Origin of the sequence: Klebsiella electrica (genome assembly GCF_006711645.1) — a bacterium.
GTDB classification, from domain to species: domain Bacteria; phylum Pseudomonadota; class Gammaproteobacteria; order Enterobacterales; family Enterobacteriaceae; genus Klebsiella; species Klebsiella electrica.
In genome coordinates, this window is record NZ_CP041247.1 from 2645454 (window position 1) to 2663880 (window position 18427).

Genomic DNA, 18427 nt, shown 5'->3' on the forward strand with positions numbered 1-18427 from the left:
GGACTATCTCCTTAAGGCGTAGACATTGTTATCGGTATTATCGGTACCGGTCATCTGCGACATCCGGGTCTCATTAAGCGGAATATCGTAGGTAATACGCGCGCCGTAGGCGTTAGGGGCCTGCGGGTCGTGGCGTACCTTATCGAAGACCAGCAGACGGGTGCCGAGGTTGAATCCTTCGGCCAGATCGTGGGTGACCATGAAAACCGTCATTCGCGTCTCGCCCCACAACTGGAGCAGCAGCGCGTGCATATCTTTACGGATACCGGGGTCGAGCGCACCGAAAGGCTCGTCGAGCAGCAGAACCCGCGGCTGCATCACAAAGGCCTGGGCGATCGCCAGCCGCTGCTGCATGCCGCCGGACAACTGCGCCGGATAGCGATCAAGGACGTGGGAGAGCCCGACTTTGTCCAGCATCTGCGCCGCCTGGTCGCGAGCAGCGCGTTTACCGGCGCCGAACAGGCGACCGAGGCACGGCGAAGACGGCAGCTCCAGACCGACGGTCACGTTATCCAACACGCTGAGGTGCGGAAAGACCGAATAACGTTGAAACACCACGCCACGACAGCGATCCGGCTCAGGAGCCAGCGGCTGACCGTCGAGCGTAATCGCGCCCCGGGTCGGTTGCTCCTGCCCCAGCAGCAGACGCAAAAAGGTGGATTTTCCGCAGCCGGAGGCTCCGACCAGCGAACAGAACTCCCCTTCTTTGACCTCTACGTTGATACGTTCCAGCACCACATGATCGCCATACTCCTGCCAGATATTGTTGATACGGATAAAACTCATGTCCGGCCTCCTTCAGCCCACGGGAAGCAGAATTTATGCAGTTGGCGCAGCCCCAGATCCATCAGCCAGGCCAGCAGGGTTATCCAGATGACGTAGGGGATGATGACGTCCATCGCCATATAGCGCCGTACGAGGAAGATGCGGTAGCCTAGTCCGGCGGTGGCGGAAATGGCCTCCGCCGAAATCAGAAACAGCCACGCCGATCCCAGCAATAAACGCAGCGAGGTAATCAGGCGAGAGAGCAACTGAGGCAGCACCACCCGCAGGACCACCGTCCAGCTGTTGGCGCCGAGGGTTTGGGCTTTGATAAACAGCTCCGCCGGGATTTCCCGCGCCCGCTGTTCAAGGTCACGTGCCAGCATCGGCGTGATGCCAATCACAATCAGCATCACCTTAGAGAGCTCATCGAGACCGAAGACGATAAACAGCACCGGCAGGATCGCCAGCGGCGGCACCATTGAGACCACGGTCATCAACGGCGACAGCGCCGCGCGATAAAGCGGAAACACCCCGGCAACGATCCCGATGCTCAGGCCAAGCAGCGCCGACACCGCCAGCCCGATGAGCAGGCGGGTCAGGCTGATCAGCGTATCGCCCCACAGCAGGTATTCGCCGCTGCGTTTATCCGGCGTAAACGCCATCCGTTCGACGGCCGCCGCCATCTGCGACAGGCCGGGCAACAGCTTGTCCTGCGGGTTAGCTTCAAGGCGAATAGCGGAGCCAATAAACCAGGCGGCGATCAGCAACACAAAGGGCAATAGCAATAGCATCAGCCGCATGCCCTGCTGTGGATGGCGGTTAATTTGGCGCATGGCGTTCACTCCCGTCATCGATGATTACAGCTGGCCAGCAGCGGCCATTTTCAGGTAGCTATCGTCGAAGCGCAGTCGGGTATTCGCGCTATCGCCGACGGTGACGTTACCGGGGAAGCGCATGCCAATAAAGTCGGCGCTTTGTGCCCCTTCACCCAACAGCCCTTTATCAAACGAAAACTGCGCCACCCGCTGCATAGTTTTTGCCAGCTCCGGGCTGGAGATGAACGTCAGGGTTTCGCCTGGGGTCCAGAACAGGTGGGTCGTTTTCAACTGCGCCTGGTAGCCCGCCAGATCGGTGCCGGAATCTGCCGCCATCGCGTTCAACACCTGGACGTCTCCGGCATGCATTTTGTCCATCATTTCAAACCAGGCTCCGGTCAGGGCTTTGCCCAGCGCGGGGTTATCTTTTAGGGTTTGCGTGTTGACCACCATCATGTCGATAAGCTCACCGGGAACCTGCGCCGAGCTAAAGACTTCGCTGGTCTGCGGCGTCTTTTTAATCGCCGACAGCTGCGGGTTCCACGCTACCGCAGCGCGGACGCTGCGGGTGCCAAAAGCGGAGACAATATCAGCATCGGAGGTATTCACCACTTTGACATCTTTCTCCTGCAGACCAGCCTTCTCCAGACCGCGAACCAGCAGATAGTGAGAAACCGACAGCTCAGGGAGATAGACCTGCATGCCTTTCAGATCGGCCAACGTTTTACCGGTACCTTTGAGTACTACGCCGTCATTGCCGTCGGAATAGCTGCCGGTAATGAGTGCGGTGGTATCGACGCCACCCGCTGCGGGGATCGTCAGCGCGTCCATGTTGGTCATGGTGCAGCCATCAAACTGGCCGGCGGTGTACTGATTGATTGACTCGATATAGTCGTTGAGCTGGACGATATTGATTTTGATGCCGTATTTCGCGGCCCATTTATCAATGATTTTTTCATTGCTGATGGCGCCCCAGGGCATCCAGCCGGCATAGATAGTCCAGCAGACGTTGAACTCTTTTTTTACGGCGGCAAAGGAAGGGAAACTGGCCAGTAGCGCCAGCGACAGCATGAAAGAGCGGATTACGCGGGATGTCTTCATTATGAACCTCTGGTTGGCACAAAAACAGGAGCAGCGCGACACCTGACGGTGCTGCTGTCTCCCGGGCTTTTGTCCCGCCGTGTAACCTCGCAGAGGTCGCCAGCTCTCGGACCAGACATTCACCTGCGTGAACCGGAACCCTAGCCAGCTATTGGATCATCTTGATTGTCTGTTGCGCTGCCTTCTTGCTTGTCTTTGCAAAGTGCATGCCAGGAAATTATTATCTTTAATTCAGTAAGATAGCTGGATGCGGCGTGACATCACACCATAATGGGGAGTGGTTTTAGGGCAATGCGTAGATTTAGTGCAGGCAACCTGTGCGGCGGACAAGCCGCCGCAGGCAATAAAGCGAAAACTGGAGCCGGGCACATTTTGCAACCCACCGCCGGGTGACAGAAACGCAGGCGATCAACCGCGATAACCTTATTTATCGCGGTAACGACAGCGGCCAGTAAATGACCAGAATTCACCCGCTTAGCATTTTTTCAACCGCTGATTTTATCGTCAGACGCCTCGCGACAGTGTCCTATACTGATTAGCAAACGGCAGCCTACGTAAGCGGCTTTACGTATTTTGGCTTTAATCCACAAATATTTCATGGATTTCTTTATTGCCTGTTGTTAAAAGGATATAACTATTAATTCCGTAGATTCTTTCAAGTATCACTTATTGGTTGCAGTGTATATCGTAATGGCATTCACAAAAGCAAACGGAGCCTGATATGAGCACGTCTAACGATTCATCTAACAACGCATCCGCCGGGAAGTGCCCTTTTCACACAGGGAAGCCCACACAAAGTGCCGGTGGCGGCACCGCCAACCGCGACTGGTGGCCTAATCAACTTCGCGTGGACCTGCTGAACCAGCATTCCAACCGCTCAAATCCCCTCGGCGAAAACTTTAACTATCGTGAAGAGTTTAAAAAACTCGACTATGCCGCGCTGAAGGCAGATCTGAGATCGCTGCTGACCGATTCGCAAGAGTGGTGGCCGGCAGACTGGGGCAGCTATATCGGGCTGTTTATTCGTATGGCCTGGCATGGCGCGGGCACCTACCGTACCGTTGACGGTCGCGGCGGCGCAGGCCGCGGACAGCAGCGCTTTGCGCCGCTGAACTCCTGGCCGGATAACGTCAGCCTCGATAAAGCCCGCCGCCTGCTGTGGCCAATAAAACAAAAATACGGCCAGAAAATCTCCTGGGCCGACCTCTATATGCTGGCCGGTAACGTCGCGCTGGAAAATGCTGGTTTCCGGACCTTCGGTTTCGGCGCCGGTCGTGAAGATGTCTGGGAACCGGATCTGGACGTAGACTGGGGCCATGAGAAAGCCTGGCTCGAACATCGTCACCCGGAAAGCCTGGCGCAACAGCCGCTGGGCGCCACCGAAATGGGTCTGATCTACGTAAACCCTGAAGGCCCGAACGCCAGCGGCGACCCGCTCTCCGCTGCCGCAGCCATTCGCGCCACCTTCGGCAATATGGCAATGGACGATGAAGAGATCGTCGCGCTGATCGCCGGGGGGCATACCCTCGGTAAAACGCACGGCGCAGCGGTGACGACTCACGTCGGCGCAGAACCTGAAGCCGCTCCGATTGAAGCGCAGGGCCTCGGCTGGGCTAACAGCTTTGGCAGCGGCGCCGGTTCCGATGCCATCACCTCAGGTCTGGAAGTGGTCTGGACACAGACTCCGACCCAGTGGAGCAACTACTTCTTCGAGAACCTGTTCAAATACGAATGGGTCCAGACCCGCAGCCCGGCAGGCGCTATTCAGTTCGAAGCCAAAGACGCCCCGGACCTGATCCCCGATCCGTTCGATCCGGAGAAAAAACGCAAGCCGACCATGCTGGTTACCGACCTGACGCTGCGCTTCGACCCGGAATTCGGCAAAATTTCCCGTCGCTTCCTCAACGATCCGCAGGCCTTTAACGAAGCCTTTGCCCGCGCCTGGTTCAAACTGATCCACCGCGATATGGGGCCGAAATCCCGCTACCTCGGGCCGGAAGTGCCGAAAGAAGACCTGATCTGGCAGGATCCGTTACCCGCCGCCATCCACCACCCAACGTCGGCGGATATTGCCAGCCTGAAGACCGCCATCGCCGATGCCGGCCTGTCGGTCAGCGAGCTGGTGTCGGTGGCCTGGGCTTCTGCCTCCACCTTCCGCGGCGGTGACAAACGTGGCGGGGCTAACGGTGCTCGTCTGGCGCTGGAGCCGCAGAAATCATGGCCGGTGAACGCCGTTGCCGCGAAAGTACTGCCGACGCTGCAGGCCATTCAGAAAGCCTCGGGGAAAGCGTCGCTGGCCGATATCATCGTGCTGGCAGGCGTGGTGGGTGTCGAACAGGCCGCTGCGGCTGCCGGCGTGCGGGTCAGCGTACCATTCGCTCCGGGCCGGGTGGATGCCCGTCAGGATCAGACGGATATTGCCTCTTTCGAACTGCTGGAACCGCTGGCGGATGGTTTCCGTAACTATCGCCGTATCGAAGGTGGCGTCTCGACAGAAACGCTGCTGCTGGATAAAGCCCAGCAGCTGACGCTGACCGCGCCGGAAATGACGGTGCTGGTGGGCGGCCTGCGGGTACTGGGCGCCAACTATGACGGCAGCCAGCACGGGGTCTTTACCGACCGCGTCGGCGTACTGAGCAATGACTTCTTCGTCAACTTACTCAGCATGGCCACCGTCTGGAACGCCACCGACGAGCAGGGCGAACTGTTCGCAGGCCGCGATCGTCAGAGCGGTGAGAGCAAGTACACAGCAACCCGCGCCGACCTGGTCTTCGGTTCAAACTCAGTCCTGCGGGCGCTGGCGGAAGTTTACGCCAGCCAGGATGCGCAGGAGAAACTGGTTAAGGACTTTGTGGCGGCCTGGACCAAGGTGATGAACCTCGACCGTTACGATCTGTAATCTCCCTCCCCGGCTGGCGCTACGCCCGCCGGGGCTTTTCCCCTTCCCCTCTTATGTTTTCCCCAGCTGCAATAACCGGCTGTAGGTACGCTGAATATCTTCCTGTTCGACATCCGCCACCAGTTCGCTCAGTCCGCAGGCAGCCACCACGATCAGCTGACACTGCTTTTCATAGAGCACATCCACCAGATTAATAAAACGCTGCTGCGCCGCCGGGCCTGCCTGACGCAAAGGCGGAACCGCATCCAGCAGCCAGCGCTCATGCCGTTTACAGAGCGCCAGATAATCCATCACCGATGTTGCCGCCATGCACAGTTGGTTGAAGGTGAAATGCAGAAAATGCGCCGGCGCAGAGGCGGCGTGCAGCGTACGATAGCCCACCTGCAGCGGCTGCGCGCTGACGCAGGGATCCGGTAGTTCAAGTCGCTGGCGGGTTTGTGCAGAGGGCTGCACCAGAAACCTCCCGCGGCAGAATGGATTTTCCGCCGGCGCATGGCGCGCCCGGTAATCCTCTTCACCATTGAGCGCGGCTATCGTCATGTGCTGTTTGATAAGCGCAATCGACGGCACAAAACGTTCGTGATACAGCGGGTTAGCCAGTAATTGATCCGGGGGGTAGTTGGAGGTAACCAGCAGAATGATGCCGCGTTGGAACAGCAGCGTAAGCAGCGCTTTCACCAACATGGCGTCGCCCGGATCGTGCAGATGGAACTCATCAAAACACAGGAGTCGACAGCCGTCGGTCATCTGTGCCAGCACCTCAGGCAGGGTTAGCGCGGGCTGCGCGTTCAGCCGCTGGTGCAGTTCGCGAAAGAAATAGTGGAAATGCACCCGGCGCTTTTCCGCCAGCGGCAGGCTGGTAAAGAAATGATCGATAATAAAACTTTTGCCGCGCCCGGTACGCCCCCAGACGTACAGCCCTTTGGCGCCGGCGGCCTTGCCTGAGGTCAGTCCGCGCCCCAGCGTGTCCAGTTGATTAACCAGCGCCTGCTGATCTGCATCAAGGGCCAACGCCAGCTCCTGAGCCCGCTGCGCCATAAACGAAGTAAACCTGAATTCAGTCATTCCTTGCGTCATTTTCGCTCTTCGTGGTGTTACCGGCGCATCTGCCCCGGAAAAAGATGAGGAATCCTCATCGATTACACCTTCCCTGAACGACAATAACAAGCTTATCTGCAGCACAACGGTTTTATACCTCTCGCGGACCTGAAAAAAATCCATCGCTCTCTTCAGGGGCACATCAGCAGACTAAAACCTGCAAAAACAGATAAATAGCATTGTTTATTCAGTAGCAGGTTGACTGTGCCGACCTACAAAAACCAACGTTATATATTGACATATACAGCGATGTTTTTTATCTTTTTGTCATACAAATAAAAACCGTACCCTTCAGGCAGAGACGAGATTTTACCCGCCTCATTCCGCTTTCATTTGTCTGAACTCAAAATTAATGCGCTCATATAAACTCGTTTTATTTACCGGGATGATTCCCTGTTCTCTCATTATGCCGGCAATGCCCGTATATGCGGCAGAAACCCTGGTTGTCACCGCAGAACCGCTTACGCAATCCCTTGATGATGTTACGCCTGCCGCTGAACAGCAGGCTACGGTAGGCAACCTCGGCAAGCAGAAGTTGATTAACGTTCCGTGGTCCGTGCAGACGCTCTCCGACTCTCTGACCCGCCAGGTGCAGGCCAGCAGCGTCAAAGATATCTACCGTTATCTGCCCTCCGTCCAGGGCGACGGCGTTCGTCCGCAAACCCGCGGTATGCAGGGCAGCGTGGTCCAGAACAGCATGATTGATGGCCTGAACGTGGTGTCGACCACCGAGTACCCCGCTGAACAGTTTCAACGCATTGAGGTACTGAACGGTATGGCCGGCGCGTTATATGGCCCGGCGAACCCGGCAGGCATGTTTAACCTGGTCTCGAAACGGCCTACCGATGTGCCGCTGCGCAGGGTAACCGTTGGCGGTGGGACCGCCTCCGGCGCGAATGCCGCGTTGGACCTGAGTGGGCCGGTTGACGCGGCCGACAGAGTAAAATATCGCCTCAATCTGCGGGATCAGGACGGCAGCAGCTATACCCACGGTAGCCGTCAGCGCAACCAGTATGCGGGTCTGGCGCTCGACTTCCAGCTGACCGACCAGACGGTGCTGGAGAGCAATTTCAGCTACTACCACTTCTATCAAAAAGGTCTTCCCGGCACTTTTGCCCTCGCAAAAGGCACCCGTTTCCCGTCACCGCTGGATCCGACCAAAAGCCAATATGGGCAGTACTACGCCGGCAACGACAACACCACCACAACCGGAAGCCTGCATATTAAGCATGATTTTGACGGTAACTGGCTGCTGGACATTGGCGTACTGCGCCAGATTGCCGACCGCGAATCCACCGCCGTGACCAATACGCTCACCGACAATCGCGGCCATTACACCACCACAACCGCCAACTCTGCCGCCAGCCGTTTTACCATCAACAGCTATCTTGCCAATCTTACCGGCAGCGTCGAGACGGGCTGGCTGCAGCATGATCTGGCGGTCGGCATGCGCGGTTTCGTGTGGAAAAACGACAATCCACGCAAAGGCGGGACGCAAACGCTGGGACACGCCTCGCTGGCGGAAAATCCTGATTACGCCCGCCCTGCTTACCCGGACTTCACCGATCGCTATCATTCGGCCACCACCACGCAGCACGTTTTTTTACTGAGCGATACGCTGACTTTCACCCCGCAGTGGAGCCTGCTGCTCTCGGGTAGCGAAAACCTGTTCACCGTCGACAATTACAACAAAAGCGGAAATCGCAGCAGCAATCATGATGACCGGGGTTCCAGCGGCTCAGCCAGTCTGATGTATAAACCGGTGGAGAATGTAACGCTCTACACGACCTGGGCAAACAGCATGCAACAGGGCGACACGGCGCCGGCCGGAGCCAGTAATGCCGGAGATGTTCTCGACCCTTATCGTAGCCATCAGCTGGAAGTCGGCGCGAAATATGCCCCGCACCGCGACCTGCTCTTAACCGCGGCGCTATTCCAGGCCGAACGTCCGTTCGCCTACACCAACGATAGCGGCGATTTTGCCGAAGACGGTACGCAAAAAAACCGCGGGCTGGAGCTGATGGCCGACGGACACGTCACCTCTAACCTGCGACTGTTCGGCGGCGCTACCTGGCTCGACCCGCGTCTGCATAATACCTCGAGCGCGGATGCCGATGATAAGCAGGTTGTCGGCCTGCCGCGCTTCACCGCCAACCTGCTGGCCATTTACAGCATCGACCCGGTTCCTGGACTCGACGTCAACGGCAATATTCACTACGTCGGGCGCCGGGCGACGGATAATGCCAATGACAGCTGGGTCGCCAGCTATACCACCGTGGATATCGGCAGCAACTACCGCACCCGACTGTTTGGCACCGACACCACCTTCAGGTTAGCAATTACTAACATTACTAATCGCCACTACTGGACCAACATCGTGCCCGGCGCGCTGACAGGCTATACCGGCGCAGGTTACGCCAGCGCTCAGCCCGGCGCACCGCGCGAAGCGACGGCGTCAGTACAGTTTGATTTCTGAGGAACAACATGAAAAAGATAGCCGCTGGTCTGCTTTCGCTGCTACTCGCTTTCCCGGTGCTGGCCGACCGTCAGGTGACGGACGATGCCGGGCACCCGGTGATATTGCCCGATCGGGTGACTCAGGTGGCAGAGGGGTGGTTCGCGCACCACTCGCTGCTGATGACGCTCGGCGTCGGCGACCGTATCGTCGCCACGGTTAACCGTCCGGATAGCCGCCCGTGGATGTTTCATATCGCTCCCCGGCTCAATCAGGTGCTGATAAGTCGCGGCCCCCACTTCACCAGCGAAGCGCTGCTGACGCGCGATGCTCAGGTGGTCTTTGTGGCGCAGGGCAATGGCGATGCGGACGCCTATCGCCAGGCGGGATTAGCCGTGATGGAAATGCACTTTACCGACTACCCGTCGCTGGCCCACGCCGTAGAGACCACTGCAGCGGTCTTCGATACGCCCCAGGTTCGGGCCAGGGCCCAGGCGTACAACCGGTATCTGCAACAGGTTATCGCCGTTACCGCTCAGCGCAACCGGGGTCTGACGGACGGCGAGCGGCCGCGGGTGCTGCATATCCAGTCGCTGAAGCCTCTTAAGGTTGACGGCAGCCATACGCTAATCGATACCTGGATTCACCTGGCCGGTGGGCGAAACGCCGCGGCGGAAATCTCCGGCAATATGCAGGAAATTTCCCCGGAGAAAGTGCTCGCCTGGCAGCCAGATATCATCATCCTCGGCGCCGGGTGCGGCGATTTACAGCACTCGGCTTATGGCAAGCTGTTCGCGCCGCTACGGGCGGTAAAAAACGGCAAGGTCTGGCAGAATCCGGCAGGCGTGTTCCCGTGGGATCGCTACGGCACGGAAAGTGCGCTGCAGATCCAATGGGCGGCGAAACGGTTGCAACCACAGCGTTTTAACGATCTGGATATGATCGCCATCACCCGCGATTTTTATCAGCGCTTTTTCGATTATTCGCTGACCGGGTCGGAAGCAGAACGGATATTACAGGCGCTGCCGCCGCAGGTAAAAGTGGGCCAGTAAGCAGCGGCTCAGCGCATCATGCTGGCCGCCGGTGTCATGGTCATTTACTTCAAATCTGTCGGCCACCCTGCGAAGAAACCAGCGTATCCAGTAGACATTTTGCATATCGGCGAGATTTTTTGCTGTGGAAGTCCCATGGGAAGAGGAATTAAAAATTTAAAACCATTAACAATCTAATAACATTAGCAGGCAAACATTTTATCTGAGGAAAATAATAATATGTCTACCACCCAGGTTCTGGGGGATGCGCCTTTTGCACCCGCAGAACACCCCCACTCCAGCTTAACCCGCCGCATTGATGCCCTGCCTGCCTCTGTCGGCCTGTGGTCGTTTATTACTCTGCTGGCGCTGGGCGGCTTCTTTGAGCTCTACGATCTTTTTCAGACCGGGTATATCAGTACCGGACTGCTGGCAGAACATATTTTTCATACCGACCAACAGGGCATTTTTGGCATCTCCGATCAGGCCTCATTTGCCTCGGCCACCTTCTTCGGATTATTTATCGGCGCCAGTCTGCTGGCGCCGCTGGCGGACAAGCTGGGCCGCCGATTGACCTTTATGTTTGCGCTGGCCTGGTACGGCGCGTTTTCACTGCTGATGGCTTTCCAGAACAGCGCCGAAGGGGTCATCTTGTGCCGCTTCCTGGTTGGTATTGGGCTGGGAATTGAACTGGTGACCATCGACACCTACCTGAGCGAATGGGTCCCGACCCATCTGCGCAACAAAGCGTTTGCCTTTGCCTTTTTTATCCAGTTTCTCTCGGTTCCCGCCGTCGCGCTGATGTCATGGATGCTGGTCCCGACGACGCTGTTCGGCCTGACCGGCTGGCGCTGGGTGATCATCTTTGGCGCACTGTGTTCGCTGATCATTTGGGTCATCCGCAAAAAATTGCCGGAGTCGGCCCGCTGGCTGGAGGTGAAAGGTCGCCATGCGGATGCGCACGCGGTGATGTGTCAGATGGAGCGGCGCTGTGGCGTCACGCCTTCGCCGCAGCATATCCCGGACACCCGGGAAGCGCAGCGCAAAAGTGGAACCTTTAAAGAGATCTGGGCGCCGGAATACCGTAGACGAACCCTCATGCTGATGGTGATGAATTTCTTTCAGGCGATCGGCTTTTTTGGCTTCGGCAACTGGCTGCCGGCGCTGCTTTCCGGCCAGGGGGCGAGCATTACCCACAGCCTGCTGTACGCCTTTTTTATCACTCTCGCCTACCCGCTGGGCTGCTTGTTCTGCACCCGCTTTGTCCACCGGTTTGAGAATAAGTGGCAGATCGTTCTTTCCGCGCTGATGACGGTGGTGTTCGGTACCCTGTTTGCGCTGCAGAATAACCCGGTGATGCTGGTTGTCTGCGGGTTTATGATTACCTGGTCCAACGCCTGGCTGACCATCAGCTATCATGCCTACCAGGCGGAAATCTTCCCGACGCGGATTCGCGCCAGAGCCGTGGGCTTTTGCTACTCGTTCAGCCGCCTGTCAACGGCGCTCACCAGCCTTCTGATCGGCCTGATTTTACAATACTCCGGCACCCCGGGGGTGATTAGCTTCATCGTGGCCAGCATGCTGATGGTGATGCTCTCGGTGGGTATTTACGGCCCGAAAACCCGCGGTATCGAGCTGGAAAATATCTGACTGTCCGCTGCGCCGCCGGGTGATTATCGGCGGCGCAGTCGGCTCATGGCGGGCAATCGTCAGCGCACTAAGCCGTAGTCTGCCAAATGAATATGCCATTGAGCCCCAGGGACGGCCTCCCATACCCCGTCCATGTTAATTAAAAATGACCTGCGCATCGGCAAAACATTTTTCCGCCAGCGACGAGACCGGCTGCTGGCTGCGCATAATCAGCGCCAGCTTTGAATCCACTTCGGTGTCGGCGATGGGCATAATCTCCAGATTATCGCTTAACGCCTCCAGACCATTGTTGAGCGGCATAATGGCGCAGCAAATTCCCGCCTGTACCGCCTGGATAATCTGGAAGGTAGAATCGCTCTCAAAGACATATTTCGGCGTTAACCCTTTACTCTTAAAGCTCATCTCAATGGATTCACGGTAATACATCCCTTTGCTGAGAAAACCCAGCGGTAATGCGGCCAGCGTTTCCCAGTCCGGCGCACCTTCGGCAAACTGAAAATGGCGTTTATCATGCAGCAGCCCCATTCGCGTTGCGGGCAGCCATTTGACGTTGAAAAGCAGGCTATCGACGTGCTGGAGGTAGCAGATGCCCAGATCGAGCTGATTACGGCTGACGCCATCGATTATCTGTTCCGAGGTAAGAGACAGCAGGCTGAACTGCAGCTCCGGATACTTCCCGGCCAGCGGTTTAATCAGCTGCATCGGATTAAGGCTCGCCAGCGGCACCATGCCGACCCGCAGTTGCCCCACCATCTGGCCGCGACAAATCGCCGCTTCCGCCTCCAGCCCGTCATGGGCCGCCAGCAGCGCCCGCGCCCAGGCCAGAATACGCTCGCCTTCCGCGGTAAACCCCTCAAACCGCTGGCCGCGCTGAATCAGAACCAGATTGAGTTCCTCTTCCAGATTGCGAATGCGCATCGAAAGCGTCGGCTGCGTGATATGACACAGCGCCGCGGCCTGGCCAAAATGACGCGTTTGATCGAGTGCGATCAGGTATTTGAGCTGTTTAATATCCATGGTTAATCCAGTGGGTGATACGCGAACGCCGGCGCGATGCAGACTCCCCTCGCCCGGTCAAAAATATGTTATTTAAATGTTACGTTCAGCATCCGCCAAATACAAGCCGCTCAGGCGCTTGCGGAAGCGACGATTTATCGCGGCCAGGTGCAGAGCCGTCAGGGGGGGGACAGGGGCTACGGGGTTGCGTCGGCCCTGGCATCAAGCTGATGCTGGCGCCAGAATAGCGAGAGTTCGCTGCCGACTCTGCGGTCGGCAGCGGTCGCGGACAGATTAGCCCAGGCCAGGGACCGGCAGTATCTCTTTCGAGCGCAGGGTCAGACGAATCGGCACGGATTTATAAGAAGGTGTGCCGCTCTCTTCATCAAGATAGTCCAGCGGAACCAGGACGTTGGCTTCCGGATAATAGGCGGCAACGGTGCCTGGCGCGATGTTGTAGGCTACCAGCGTAATATCCTGCAATCGTAGGTCGCTGCCCGGCAACGCGGTGGTGATATCCACCCGGTCACCGTGCTCGAATCCCTGACTGGCCATATCCTGCTCGTTCATAAACAGCACGTCGCGGCGGCCAAAAATACCGCGATAGCGGTCATCCATGGCGTAGATGGTGGTGTTGTACTGATCGTGACTACGCAGCGTGACCAGCCGCAGCACCTCCTCGCCGGCAACATGAACGTTCTCATGTACACCGCGGAATACCGAGAACATGGCTTTACCGCCTGGCGTTGGCCAGATGCGCTCGGTTGGCGGCAGCGGCATGCGAAAACCGCCCGGGTGACGAATGCGCTCGTTGTAGTTGTCAAAGCCGGGAATGGTGCGCTCAATCAGATCGCGGATTCGGTCGTAATTCGCCACCAGGGAGAGCCAGTCGACCTTGGTGTTCGCCAGGGTCGCCATCGCCATTCCGGCGACAATCGCCGGTTCTGAACGCAGCAGCGGCGAGGCCGGCTTTAGTTTTCCCGACGAGGCGTGCACCATCGACATGGAATCTTCCACGGTAATTGACTGACGCCCGGTCTCTTGCATATCCAGCTCGGTGCGGCCCAGACACGGCAGAATGAACGTCTCTTTCGCCACCAGCAGATGCGAACGGTTCAGTTTCGTCCCGACGTGCACGCTGAGATCCAGCCCGCGCATGGCCGGAAACGCACGTTCGTGGTCGGGCATCGCCACCGCAAAGTTACCGCCAAGACACAGCAGAACCTTCGATTTGCCCTCGATCATCGCCTGCAGCGCTTTCACCGCGTCATGACCATGTTCCTGCGGCGGTACGAAACCAAACACCTCTTCCAGCTTCGCCAGGAAGGCGGCGCCCGGCTTTTCGGTAATCCCCACGGTGCGGTTGCCCTGGACATTGGAGTGTCCGCGCAGCGGACAGATCCCGGCGCCGGGTTTGCCGATATTCCCGCGCATCAGCAGCAGGTCGGCGATCAGCCGCACATTTGACGTGCCCTTATTATGCTGGGTGATCCCCATACCATAGGTCACGATCGTGGCGTTCGATTTGGCGTAAGCGTCGGCAACCCGCTGCAGGTCAGCGCGGGTGAGGCCCGATTCACGTTCGATATCTTGCCAGGCGGTCTTCAGTAAATCATCGGCAAACGCCGGGAAATTCTGCGTATGCTCGGTGATAAAGGCGCGATCGAGAACATTACCCTGCTCTTCTTCCATCTGCAGCAGCGCTTTAGCAATGCCTTTCAGCGCCGCGGCATCGCCCCCCGCCTTCACCTGAAAATAGGTTGAGGCGATATTTGTCGAGCCCAGGGTCGCCATCTCGATAACATTCTGCGGGTCGGCGAAACGCTCCAGAGCACGTTCTTTCAAAGGGTTAAACACGATAATCGGTACGCCGCGACGGGCCAGTTCGTGCAGCGTCCCCATCATACGCGGGTGGTTGGTTCCCGGATTATGGCCGATGGAAATCACCAGTTCGGTTTTGTCAAAATCATCCAGCGACACGGTTCCCTTTCCGATGCCGATCGACTGCGGCAGCCCGACACTGGTCGATTCATGGCACATATTCGAACAGTCCGGGAAGTTGTTGGTACCCAGTTCACGGGCAAACAGCTGGAACAGCCAGGCCGCTTCGTTGGAGGCGCGACCGGAAGTATAGAACTCGACGGCGTCCGGCTGCATGCCGCTGACCACCTCGCCGATACGCGCAAAGGCGCTTTCCCAGCTGGTCGGGCGCAGCGTGTCGCTGGCGCGATCGTAGACCAGCGGATGGGTTAAGCGCCCGTAACCTTCGAGTTCAAAATCGCTTTTAGCCAGTAACGAGGTAACCGTATTCGCCGCCAGAAATTCCGCCGTGACGCGCTTACTGGTCGCTTCCCAGGTCACCGCTTTGGCGCCATTTTCGCAAAACTGGAAGGTGGACTTGTGTTCTTTATCCGGCCATGCGCAGCCGGGGCAATCAAAGCCGTCAGGCTGGTTGGTGCGCAGCAGAGTGGCGGGCGCCTCCAGAGCATCCATTTGTGTGCGCACGGCGATGGCCGTTGCTTTCAACGCGCCCCAGCCGCCAGCCGGGCCATCATAAGGATGCACGCCAGGTACTGAACGTCTTTTCATATTCATATCTACTCCAGAATGCGCCGTCGATAAGCGAGAACAACGTGCAAATCGCCCTGAAGGAGCAATTTGCAACGTGAAAACAGTTCGTCCGCCGGAGAACACCGCGGCGGACGTTTTTTGTTAACGAAAGCATAACAATCAGGATCGTAACTGTATAATCAATGTTATCTATCACGCGTTAGATTTAACTTATTTAACAGTTACGCCGGGGGAAAGTTCAGGTCAGATTGTAGTAGCGGTCGGGCTGCAGCGTTTCCGGCAGCGGGTGCTGCCCGGTCATATCCAGCAGGTTGCGTTCGATGGTGTTGCACATGGCGTTGAGGGGCAAATCGTTCGCCGCGGTGCCAAACGGATCTTCCAGCTCTTCCGCCAGCGAATCCCAGGACAAGAAGGTGTAGGAGATAAAGACCGACACAAACGGCGTCATGTAGTGCAGATCGCCGACCAGCGCAAAGGGCAGCAGGGTGCAGAACAGATAGACCGTACGCTGCAGAATCAGGGTATACGCAAAGGGCACCGGCGTGCTGGCCAGGCGTTCGCATCCGCCCAGCACGTGGGCCAGCTCATCGAGCTTATTGTCCATCAGACCATAGGTGATATCGCTCACCTTCCCCGCTTCGCGCAGCTGGCCCAGCTCATGGCCGACCAGCAACAGGATACGGTTGGTCGGCATCGAGCTGCCGAGGATCTCCGCGACGGTATCAGGAGGCAGCAGCCGGTTAAGGTCGGCCCCGGGGTGGGTTTTACGTAACTGGTGTTTCAGACTCCAGCTAAAAGCGATCAGATAGCTGGCGATTTTTCGATGCGTTGCGTGCTCCGTCGGAAGAATATTTTTCAGCTGACGCATCAGGGTTCGTTCGGCAATCAGTACCGTCCCCCAAAGATTGCGCGCTTCAACAAAGCGGTTGTAGCTGGCGCTGTTGCGAAAACCGAGGAAAATCGCGATGGCTATCCCCAGCAAACTAAAGGGCGCCACGGTCAGATGGATACCCAGCTGTTCGTACCACTGATAGCTGATGATGGCGACAACCGACATCAGAACGTTAAGCAGCAGGCGGAAAATGATTTTTGACAGCACGGAGCCGTGCCAGTCAAACAGACGAAGGAACCAGTGTTGTTCTGGTCGGATGATCATTGTATGACTTCCTGAATGCCCAGCCTGGCTATAGATAATATCTATTAACCGATTGGATTATTTTATTGAACATAAACACGACAGTGCGTTTGTTATTGGCCATTAATATGCGATGGAATAATGGCTGAAGAATTATGGTCCCTTTTTATTTATCGGGCAATATGAAAACCACTGTGGGGATGCGGGGTATAACGTCGGTAAATCACCCCTGCCATTAATGTGGCTACATAACGTCTGCCATCATCCGCATCCTGCAGGGCGTTGACGCGCCCGCGATGCCAGGGGCAGATATTGTCGATAATTTAATTCACGCAGGGTAGATAACGCGCATAAAATATAAATCCCGCCGACTTTTACTTCCTGAAATAATAGCCGACGCGCGATATCCCCGGTGAAAACGTTAATTCACCGCCATTCTGCGCATCGCGCAATGATAGGCGCCGTTGCGTACCGATGCGCGAAGCACTCTGGCAATACCGTGCACCGCGATCCGGGCGCTATGCCGCTGCCAGGGGGTCAGCGTCAGGGAGAGCATCTCCTGCGCCCAGGGCGGGAGCAGATCAATCCCGGCGCGCATCATCAACTGACCAGGTAACTGGCTCAGGCGGCCGGGTAACCGGGTGGTCAGCAGCACATTCGCCACCTCCCGCGTACGTTCATCGCAGCGCAGACGCGGGCGCATATCCTGCAGATATTCCGCCACCTGCTGCGGTGTCAGCGGGATATCGCGGGCACCCAGACGGCGGGCAATGTCTGCCGCTTCGTGGAAATATTGCGTCTGGCGGTCCTGGCTTACCACCGTGCGCTTATAGCGCAAATGCGATGCCATAAAGCTGCTGCATTCGGCCACGTGTACCCAGGTCAACAGCGCCGGATCGCTGGCCTCATAAGGCGTCCCGTCTTTATCCTGACCGCTGACCCGCAGGTGAATCCTCTGCACTTTGGCAATCAGCCTTTGCGCATCGACGGTGGTGCCAAAGGTGGTGGCCGAGATAAACTGGCTGGTGCGCCGCAGGCGGCCGAAGATATCGTCACGGAAATTTGAGTGATCCCAGACGCCGGCCAGCGCCAGCGGATGCAGCATCTGCAGCAATAGTGCGCTCACGCCTCCGCAAAGCATCGACGTAAAGTCGCCGTGTACCTGCCAGATAGCAGATTGGGGGCCAAACAGCCCCGGCTCCCCTTTCGGGTGCTCAAAATCAATCTCTTTCAGCGCCATGCCGGTTAAGCCCAGAACCTGAGCCTCTATCATTCCGCGTATACTGGTCATTGTTTTGCCTGATGTTCTCCGTGACAGCAAAACATACCACTATTCGGCGCGAGACTCATGCGCAGGCCGTGACGTTATCCACTGCGGACAGACGCAGGGCGTGCCCGTTACAAACGGGCAGCAAAGAGTCAAGGATTCAGCTGGTAGTCGAGGCTAATCTCGGCGTTTAACACCTGTGATACCGGGCAGCCAGCTTTCGCTTTCTGGATAATGCCGTCAAAAACATCGGCTTCAATACCCGGCAGGACAATCTGACTCTGCAACGCGACCTCGGTAATCGCAAAACCGCCGCCGGATTTATCCAGCGTCACCACCGCCACCGTATCAATCGTCGTGGCCGTGTAGCCTGCTTCACTGAGCATCAGCGACAGCGCCATGGAGAAGCAAGCCGCGTGCGCAGCGCCGATCAGCTCTTCCGGATTGGTCCCTTTCACCCCCTCAAAACGGGTGTTGAAACCATACGGCTGCTGGCTCAACGCCCCGCTTTCTGTCGAAACGGTCCCCTTGCCGCTTTTTAAATCGCCTTCCCAGTGCGCCTGACCTTTCTTATGGATTGCCATGAATTCGCTCCTGTTGCTATGTCGAACCCACAGTATAGACGGTGAGACGGATCATGGATG

General features: G+C 57.3%; 13 protein-coding genes and 1 riboswitch. Of the genes, 4 read left to right on the forward strand and 9 right to left on the reverse strand.

The annotated features are described in order from the left end of the window. Positions 1 to 3: 3 nt before the first annotated feature. Genes Electrica_RS12650 through Electrica_RS12660 form a run of 3 tightly spaced genes read right to left on the reverse strand, consistent with a single transcriptional unit; the run spans position 4 to position 2681 of the window. Positions 4 to 786 carry an ABC transporter ATP-binding protein gene (locus Electrica_RS12650; RefSeq protein WP_131049077.1) on the reverse strand — a complete coding sequence of 261 codons (783 nt, stop codon included), beginning with the start codon at positions 784 to 786 and terminating at the stop codon, positions 4 to 6. Beyond that, the gene (locus Electrica_RS12655) at positions 783 to 1598 is read right to left on the reverse strand and encodes an ABC transporter permease (RefSeq protein WP_131049076.1); all 816 of its coding nucleotides are present in this window, start codon (positions 1596 to 1598) and stop codon (positions 783 to 785) included. Before Electrica_RS12655 ends, Electrica_RS12650 begins: the two co-directional genes overlap by 4 nt. 24 nt (positions 1599 to 1622) lie before the next feature. Beyond that, positions 1623 to 2681, reverse strand: a complete 1059-nt coding sequence (locus Electrica_RS12660; protein WP_100684237.1) for a putative urea ABC transporter substrate-binding protein — start codon at positions 2679 to 2681, stop codon at positions 1623 to 1625. A 56-nt stretch (positions 2682 to 2737) separates the two neighbouring features. Next, positions 2738 to 2836: riboswitch (guanidine-I (ykkC/yxkD leader) on the reverse strand. Positions 2837 to 3402: 566 nt separating this feature from the next. Between Electrica_RS12660 and katG the strand changes: the two genes are divergently transcribed. Then, entirely contained in the window at positions 3403 to 5580 is a 2178-nt protein-coding gene (gene katG / locus Electrica_RS12665) for a catalase/peroxidase HPI (RefSeq protein WP_141964615.1), read from the forward strand. 51 nt (positions 5581 to 5631) lie between these two features. Here the strand turns inward: katG and zapE are convergent, their stop codons facing one another. Next, positions 5632 to 6657, reverse strand: a complete 1026-nt coding sequence (gene zapE / locus Electrica_RS12670) for a cell division protein ZapE (RefSeq protein ID WP_141964616.1) — start codon at positions 6655 to 6657, stop codon at positions 5632 to 5634. Positions 6658 to 7084: 427 nt separating this feature from the next. Here zapE and Electrica_RS12675 point away from each other — a divergent pair, with 427 nt between their 5' ends. The 3 genes from Electrica_RS12675 (at position 7085) to Electrica_RS12685 (ending at position 11814) form a co-directional block, all read left to right on the forward strand. Then, positions 7085 to 9154 (forward strand): TonB-dependent receptor, encoded by a 2070-nt coding sequence (locus tag Electrica_RS12675; protein WP_407081234.1) that lies wholly within the window; start codon positions 7085 to 7087, stop codon positions 9152 to 9154. Between the two features lie 8 nt (positions 9155 to 9162). Continuing rightward, on the forward strand, positions 9163 to 10185 hold the full coding sequence (locus Electrica_RS12680; RefSeq protein WP_131049072.1) for an ABC transporter substrate-binding protein: 1023 nt from the start codon (positions 9163 to 9165) through the stop codon (positions 10183 to 10185). Positions 10186 to 10404: 219 nt separating this feature from the next. Further along, on the forward strand, positions 10405 to 11814 hold the full coding sequence (locus tag Electrica_RS12685; RefSeq protein WP_141964618.1) for an MFS transporter: 1410 nt from the start codon (positions 10405 to 10407) through the stop codon (positions 11812 to 11814). Between the two features lie 135 nt (positions 11815 to 11949). Here Electrica_RS12685 and Electrica_RS12690 read toward each other — a convergent pair whose 3' ends face one another. The 5 genes from Electrica_RS12690 to Electrica_RS12710 form a co-directional block, all read right to left on the reverse strand. After that, positions 11950 to 12831, reverse strand: coding sequence for a LysR family transcriptional regulator (locus tag Electrica_RS12690; RefSeq protein ID WP_131049071.1), 882 nt, complete (start codon positions 12829 to 12831; stop codon positions 11950 to 11952). A gap of 273 nt (positions 12832 to 13104) precedes the next feature. Next, on the reverse strand, positions 13105 to 15405 hold the full coding sequence (locus tag Electrica_RS12695) for an FdhF/YdeP family oxidoreductase (RefSeq protein WP_141964619.1): 2301 nt from the start codon (positions 15403 to 15405) through the stop codon (positions 13105 to 13107). Between the two features lie 214 nt (positions 15406 to 15619). After that, positions 15620 to 16537: a bestrophin family protein gene (locus Electrica_RS12700; protein ID WP_100684247.1), complete on the reverse strand. Its 918-nt coding sequence runs from the start codon at positions 16535 to 16537 to the stop codon at positions 15620 to 15622. Positions 16538 to 16937: 400 nt separating this feature from the next. Next, positions 16938 to 17807 carry an oxygenase MpaB family protein gene (locus Electrica_RS12705; protein WP_141964620.1) on the reverse strand — a complete coding sequence of 290 codons (870 nt, stop codon included), beginning with the start codon at positions 17805 to 17807 and terminating at the stop codon, positions 16938 to 16940. A 128-nt stretch (positions 17808 to 17935) separates the two neighbouring features. Next, positions 17936 to 18367, reverse strand: a complete 432-nt coding sequence (locus Electrica_RS12710; protein ID WP_100684249.1) for an OsmC family protein — start codon at positions 18365 to 18367, stop codon at positions 17936 to 17938. Positions 18368 to 18427: the final 60 nt, after the last annotated feature.

Coding starts and splice junctions, on each gene's coding strand:
- Electrica_RS12650 (WP_131049077.1), bottom strand. CDS start 786: ATGAGTTTTATCCGTATCAACAATATCTGGCAGGAGTATGGCGATCAT.
- Electrica_RS12655 (WP_131049076.1), bottom strand. CDS start 1,598: ATGCGCCAAATTAACCGCCATCCACAGCAGGGCATGCGGCTGATGCTA.
- Electrica_RS12660 (WP_100684237.1), bottom strand. CDS start 2,681: ATGAAGACATCCCGCGTAATCCGCTCTTTCATGCTGTCGCTGGCGCTA.
- katG (WP_141964615.1), top strand. CDS start 3,403: ATGAGCACGTCTAACGATTCATCTAACAACGCATCCGCCGGGAAGTGC.
- zapE (WP_141964616.1), bottom strand. CDS start 6,657: ATGACGCAAGGAATGACTGAATTCAGGTTTACTTCGTTTATGGCGCAG.
- Electrica_RS12675 (WP_407081234.1), top strand. CDS start 7,085: ATGCCGGCAATGCCCGTATATGCGGCAGAAACCCTGGTTGTCACCGCA.
- Electrica_RS12680 (WP_131049072.1), top strand. CDS start 9,163: ATGAAAAAGATAGCCGCTGGTCTGCTTTCGCTGCTACTCGCTTTCCCG.
- Electrica_RS12685 (WP_141964618.1), top strand. CDS start 10,405: ATGTCTACCACCCAGGTTCTGGGGGATGCGCCTTTTGCACCCGCAGAA.
- Electrica_RS12690 (WP_131049071.1), bottom strand. CDS start 12,831: ATGGATATTAAACAGCTCAAATACCTGATCGCACTCGATCAAACGCGT.
- Electrica_RS12695 (WP_141964619.1), bottom strand. CDS start 15,405: ATGAATATGAAAAGACGTTCAGTACCTGGCGTGCATCCTTATGATGGC.
- Electrica_RS12700 (WP_100684247.1), bottom strand. CDS start 16,537: ATGATCATCCGACCAGAACAACACTGGTTCCTTCGTCTGTTTGACTGG.
- Electrica_RS12705 (WP_141964620.1), bottom strand. CDS start 17,807: ATGACCAGTATACGCGGAATGATAGAGGCTCAGGTTCTGGGCTTAACC.
- Electrica_RS12710 (WP_100684249.1), bottom strand. CDS start 18,367: ATGGCAATCCATAAGAAAGGTCAGGCGCACTGGGAAGGCGATTTAAAA.